General features: G+C 58.8%; 6 protein-coding genes. 2 read left to right on the top strand and 4 right to left on the bottom strand.

Annotated elements, in window-relative coordinates:
- Window positions 1–180 precede the first annotated feature (180 nt).
- Window positions 181–1,083 carry a hypothetical protein gene (locus ACKVY0_RS22000; protein ID WP_409217004.1) on the bottom strand — a complete coding sequence of 301 codons (903 nt, stop codon included), beginning with the start codon at window positions 1,081–1,083 and terminating at the stop codon, window positions 181–183.
- Between the two features lie 50 nt (window positions 1,084–1,133).
- On the opposite strand from ACKVY0_RS22000, the gene ACKVY0_RS21995 reads away from it, so the two are divergent.
- Window positions 1,134–1,316, top strand: coding sequence for a hypothetical protein (locus tag ACKVY0_RS21995; RefSeq protein WP_409217003.1), 183 nt, complete (start codon window positions 1,134–1,136; stop codon window positions 1,314–1,316).
- 34 nt (window positions 1,317–1,350) lie between these two features.
- Here ACKVY0_RS21995 and mutS read toward each other — a convergent pair whose 3' ends face one another.
- Window positions 1,351–3,861, bottom strand: a complete 2,511-nt coding sequence (mutS, locus tag ACKVY0_RS21990; RefSeq protein ID WP_409217002.1) for a DNA mismatch repair protein MutS — start codon at window positions 3,859–3,861, stop codon at window positions 1,351–1,353.
- A gap of 84 nt (window positions 3,862–3,945) precedes the next feature.
- Between mutS and ACKVY0_RS21985 the strand changes: the two genes are divergently transcribed.
- Window positions 3,946–4,308 (top strand): hypothetical protein, encoded by a 363-nt coding sequence (locus ACKVY0_RS21985; RefSeq protein ID WP_409217001.1) that lies wholly within the window; start codon window positions 3,946–3,948, stop codon window positions 4,306–4,308.
- A 7-nt stretch (window positions 4,309–4,315) separates the two neighbouring features.
- On the opposite strand, the gene ACKVY0_RS21980 is transcribed toward ACKVY0_RS21985, so the two are convergent.
- Together ACKVY0_RS21980 and ACKVY0_RS21975 are read right to left on the bottom strand one after the other, a co-directional pair.
- Window positions 4,316–5,212 carry an alpha/beta hydrolase fold domain-containing protein gene (locus ACKVY0_RS21980; protein WP_409217000.1) on the bottom strand — a complete coding sequence of 299 codons (897 nt, stop codon included), beginning with the start codon at window positions 5,210–5,212 and terminating at the stop codon, window positions 4,316–4,318.
- A gap of 25 nt (window positions 5,213–5,237) precedes the next feature.
- On the bottom strand, window positions 5,238–5,673 hold a 436-nt coding region (locus tag ACKVY0_RS21975; RefSeq protein ID WP_409216999.1), incomplete at its 5' end, for a flotillin domain-containing protein.

Raw genomic sequence — 5,673 nt, 5'->3', positions numbered from 1 at the left:
GAGCGATGCGCTGATCTCTTTGCGTGCGCTTTACCTGACGCCCTCACGCTGGAACCACTTCTGGCAGCAGCACTCCCAGCCGTCTGCTTCTTCGCTTTAATCTACATCATTGCGGCGACGCACCCGACACCGCACCGAAAGCGAGAATGGAAACCCCAATTGCGAACTTTGTCCACGTTTTCACTTTTTCTCCTCGGGTGCTACTTTCGGAACATCATTCAAGAACTTTTCGCGCATCTTGCGAAATTCGGGGATTTCGAGTTCCGGCTTTTGATCAGGAAAACGAAACTTGAGTTTCTCTTCGAGCCCTAGAATGGGCACCACGCGCTGATACCATATCCGATTGCTTCGATAAAATTTGTAATCGCCCGCTTTGGCATATGGAAACCAGCCTTGGTCCACCAAGGCGTTATCATTTCTTCTGAGTTCATCGGGGGACAACAGAACGCCGCCCACGCCGGTCAACGCCTCAATGGCTCGAACGTCGGGATGATTGTCAAAATTGGACTCGCCCGAAGGAAGTTTTTCCCTCCATTCTTTAAGCTTTTGGTCGTGCAACTTTTTGAATGCATCGTCTTTGGCCATCTCCTCGCGCACCCACGCTGCTTGTGCTGCGCGGGATTCGGCCTCGACCTGTGCGCGGTATTCCGGGTCGAGTATGGTTTCATTCACAAATCCCTTGCGGTCCAATGTAACGGGCTCCTTGCGATCAGCGGAACCCGACGCCGGAGAACCAAGGCCAAGGTCTATGAACGGCAAAGGTGCATTGGTTTGAGAAGGCGTATTAGAGGACTTGAAACGGACGCTCACCGGCTGCCAGTTGCCAGAAATTCTAATTCCTTTCCCGATAGCCAACGTTTCGCCAGAAATTGTTCCCGATGAACGCACAAGTTCCCCGTAACTATTCAAGAGCTCGACGGAGATAGATGGTCCGTTCTGACTCCAAGTGCCAGTCGTCCCATCGTCTAAACGCCAGACGCCGTTTTCTAAAAATTCGAGTTTCGCAGGGTGGTCTGATAGCCGCCAAACGCCAGAAGAGATTTCGCCAGATTGCGCGAAAACCCTGCTGTGTACGACGATCATGATCGTCAATATTAGAAACCTGAAAAACTGGTTTTGCATGGGAATTGTTCATGAGCATAGCTTTCCTGCCTGGTGTGCCAAGCCATTTTTCGGCATTGGGTTTGAGGGTGGCTAAGGCTGGCAGTTCTAACTCAGCCAAAGCTCATTCAATCGGCATCGAGAAAGAATATGCGGTCAGCTTCGAGTTGGACTTCCTTGTGCTTCTAGGTGGATTTATTGCTGCGGTTGATTGATGAGGTATAAATTCGATTGCTACCGAATCGGCACTCACCCAAACAAACTCATCTGCCCCACGTCCTCATCGCTGCGCGGCTTCTTCCGCGTCTTCGCGGGCACGCTGGTCGCTACGGGGACTTCCTTGACGCTTTCGGCGGGTTGGTGGCCGGCTTCGAGTTGTTGGAGGACTTCCTTGGCGCGGGCGATGACGTTTTCGGGGAGGCCGGCGAGTCTCGCGACTTGGATGCCGTAGCTTTTTTCGGCGCAGCCGGGGAGGATCTTGCGGAGGAAGATGATCTGCTGGTTCCACTCCTTCACGGCGACGTTGTAGTTCTTCACGGCGCTGCGGCTTTGCGCGAGCGCGGTGATCTCGTGGTAGTGCGTGGCGAAGAGGCAGCGGGCGCCGATGTGGTCGTGCAGGTGCTCGGCGACGCTCCAGGCGATGCTGAGGCCGTCGAAGGTGCTCGTGCCGCGGCCGATCTCGTCGAGGATGACCAATGAGCGCTCGGTGGCGTTGTTGAGGATGAGCGCGGTCTCGTTCATCTCGACCATGAAGGTGCTCTGGCCGCGTGCGATGTCGTCGCTGGCACCGATGCGGGTGAAGATGCGATCGACAAGGCCGATCTCCGCGCTGGCGGCGGGCAGGAAGCTCCCAATCTGCGACATGAGCGTGAGCAGCGCGGTCTGGCGGAGGTAGGTGCTCTTGCCGGCCATGTTCGGGCCGGTGATGAGGATGAGGCGGCTTTCTTCAGGCTCTAAAGTGACGTCGTTCGGCACGAAGCGCTCGCCGCTCGTGAGATTCTGATCGAGCACGGGATGGCGGCCGTCGCGGATGAAGAGGTTGCGCGTTTCGTTGAGGACGGGGCGGGTGTAGTTGAAGAGACGCGCGGTCTCGGTGAGCGAGCAAAGCGAATCGAGGATGGCGATGGCTTCGGCGGTTTCCTGGATGTGAGCGAGGTGCTCCAAGACGCGGCTGCGTAGCTCGATGAACTGCTCGTATTCGAGCGCCTTGCTGCGCTCTTCGCTGCCGAGGATTTTGTCCTCCATGCGCTTCAACTCGTCGGTGATGTAGCGCTCGCCGTTGACGGTGGTCTGCTTGCGGTGGTAGTCGGCGGGCACGCTGCCGACGTTGGCCTTGGTGATCTCGATGAAGTAGCCGAAGACGGCGTTGTATTTGATCTTGAGGCTTTTGATGCCCGTGCGCTCGATTTCGCGGTTTTGCAGGTCGGCGATCCACTGGCGGCCAAGCGTGGTGGCGTTGCGCAGTTCGTCGAGCGCGGGGAGCCAGCCCTCGCGGAAGACGCCGCCTTCTTTGATCTGCATGGGTGGCTCATCGGTGATGGCGCGTTGGATTTCTTGGCAGAGGGGGGTGAGGTCGTGGAGGCGGGAGAGGAGATAGGTCGTATAGGACGTATGCGACCTATTGGACTCATGGAGGAGCGTTTTGAGTGATGGTACGACCTCCAGCGAAACCGCCAGCGCTTGCAAATCACGGCCATTGCCGCTGCCTTGGCTGAGGCGGGAGCTGGTGCGCTCTAAATCGCGGACTTCTTTGAGCAGGGTGCGCACTTGGCTGAGGAGCATGGGCTCGTCCAAGAAGGCGGCGATCATGTCTTGGCGCTGGGTGAGCATTTCCAGGTCACGCAGCGGGTGGAGGACCCAGTGGCGCATTTTGCGGGCACCCATGGGCGTGCAGGTGCGGTCGAGGGCGCTCAAAAGCGTGTGCGCGTTGCCGCCGCGGGCGCTGACGAGTTCGAGGTGGCTCTGGCTGGCGGCGTCGATGAGCACGACGTCGCTGGTTTGGCCGACACGGAGGCGCTGGATGTGATCGACACTGCGGCGGAGCTGGAATTGCAGGTATTGCAGGATGCAACCGGCGGCGCAGATGGCGACGTTCATGCCGGTGCAGCCGAAGCCATCGAGCGACTGCACTTTGAAATGCTGCGTGAGGCTGTGCTGGGCCTGATCGAGCAGGAACAGGTAGCTTTCGATGGGCTGGGCGCTGCTGGGGCTGCCGAGGGCGTCGATGACCTCGCGCTGAGTGTCGCTGAAGAGCAGTTCGCTGGCCTGGAGGCGCTCGAGTTCGTCGGCGAGCTCGGTTGTGTCCTTGAACTCGGCGAGTTCGAATTCGCCGGTGGTGTGATCGACGTAGGCGAGGCCGAATTTTTTGCCTTCGCGGAACACGGCGGCGAGGTAATTCGGGCGGTTCGAGTCGAGGAGATTCAGGTCGGTGATGGTGCCGGCGCTGAGGATCTGCGAGACGGCACGTTCGACGATTTTCCCCGGTGTCGGCTCGGTGGTCTGCTCGGCGATGGCGACGCGTTTGCCAGCCTTGATGAGCTTAGCGATGTAGCCCTGCGACGAATGATGCGGTACGCCGCACATGGGCACAGCGTTTCGCTTGGTGAGGGCGACGTTGAGAATGGGGGCAGCGGTTTTGGCGTCCTCAAAAAACAGCTCATAAAAGTCGCCGAGGCGGAAGAACAGCAGCACGTCCTCGGGAAGCTCACGCCGGATGGCGAGGTATTGCTTCATCATGGGAGTGGTGGCGGCGTCGGACATGGGGCGTGATGGTCAAGAGTCCGAGGTCAGAGGTCAAGAGAAGTGATGCTTGATCGTGAGCGACGTTCTCGCCAAGATGGTTTCATGACCCAGAAAAATCGCGAAGCCTTGTTCGATCTCCTGTCCCTCTCGATCTATGCGGATGCGCATATTTCGCTGACGGAAGAGCGCCTGCTGGAGTCCGCCTTCATCGCGGAAGGCTGGGATTCGGAGTATCCGAAGAGTTTGTTCCTCGAGGAGTCGTTTGCCCGCGCCCGTGAGGCGGCGGACAGCGATGACGCCATGTTTGATTACATCAACGAAAGGGCGCAGGTTTTCACGACGAAGGCAGCACAGAAAGAAGTGCTCGGCGTGGTGAAGAACATCCTCAAGAGCGACGGCGAAACGCCTGAGGAGAATGAGTTTTACAGCCTGCTGGTGCAGGCACTGCCGAAGCCGACGAAGTAAGCGAGGCTTACTTTGTCGCCGGTTCGCCGAGGTGCTTTTTGAAGAACGCGGCGGCGATTTCGACGGTCTCGGCACACCAAGGATCGCTCATCCAGAACGGATGAGGGGCATCCTTGAGCGTGTGAACGGCGGTTTCAATGCCGAGTGCCTTCAGCTTCTCCATCATCTCGGCCCGGCCGACTTTGAGCGTGTCTTTTGCACCTTCGATGAAGATCGTGGGCGGTACACCGGTGCGAACGTGTGTGATGGGTGACGCGGCTTTGTAGATCTCCGGTTTTTCGTCAGCGCTGGCGCCGAAGAAGAGTTCGGTGCCTTCATTTTTCTTTCCGGCATTGGCGGCGATGAGATCCTGCGTGGCGGCCATGATGATGCAGGCTTTGACGGCGCTGGACTGATCTTTGAACGGGCCTGTGCCTTCAAACTCGGTGAGGCCACTCGTCATCGCGGTCAAACCGGAGAGATGACCGCCGGCGGAGCCGCCCATGCAGCCGATGCGTTCGGGATCGAGCTTCAATTCCTTGGCGTGCGCACGCAGACAGCGCAGCGCGGCTTTGCAGTCGTGCAAAGCGGCTGGGTATTTGGCTTCGGTGGAGAGACGATAGCTAACGAGGGCGGTGACGAAGCCGCGTTGCGCGAGGCGTTCCATCATCGGCTTGTCGGAGTCGATCTGACGTGCTTTCCAGCCGCCGCCGTGGATGTCGAGGATGCAAGGCCACGTTCCTTCGGCATCGGGGACGTAAACGAAGAGTTCGACAGTGTGTTCGGGATATTTGGCGACTTCTAGGGTCTTGAGGGTGAAGCCGGATGGCGTTTGTGAGTTGAGCTTTTTCCACTTGGGGGCATCGGCGGCGTGGGAAGCAAGCGTCGTGAGGAACAGAAGGCTGAGGGCGAGGCGGGGCGACATGATCGAGGACGAGGACGAGCCTGATTTAGCTGGCTTGGGGGTTGCTTGGAGGCGCTGGTTTTTTAGCGGCGGGTTTGCCGAGGAAGCCGGGGAGTTCGATGCCGACGTTGGTGGCGATCTCGTGCAGTGGCGGCACAGAACCGACGAGGCCGGAGAGGAAATCGGCGGTGCGGGTCTTGCCGTCTTCGCCGGTGCGGCCGGAATCCCAGACGGTGAGCTTGTCGATCTTGATGCCGGAGATGGCTTTGACCTGTTCGGCGACGAGACCGGGCAGTTGTTCGGTGACCATGAGCTGCGCGGCCTTGTCGGCACCGCCAGCGGCGTTGACGATGGCTTGGAAGCCTTTCGCACGAGCTTCGAGCTGAGCCAGCGTGCCTGCGGCTTCGGCTTCCATGTAGGTTTTGAGACCGGCGGCCTCACCTTCTTTGATGATGCGGATTTTTTCAGCGTCGGCCTGCGCA

The sequence above is a fragment of the Prosthecobacter sp. genome, from assembly GCF_046154365.1.
In the GTDB taxonomy this organism is placed as follows: domain Bacteria; phylum Verrucomicrobiota; class Verrucomicrobiia; order Verrucomicrobiales; family Verrucomicrobiaceae; genus Prosthecobacter.
This window is presented reverse-complemented; position numbering and strand designations above follow the sequence as displayed.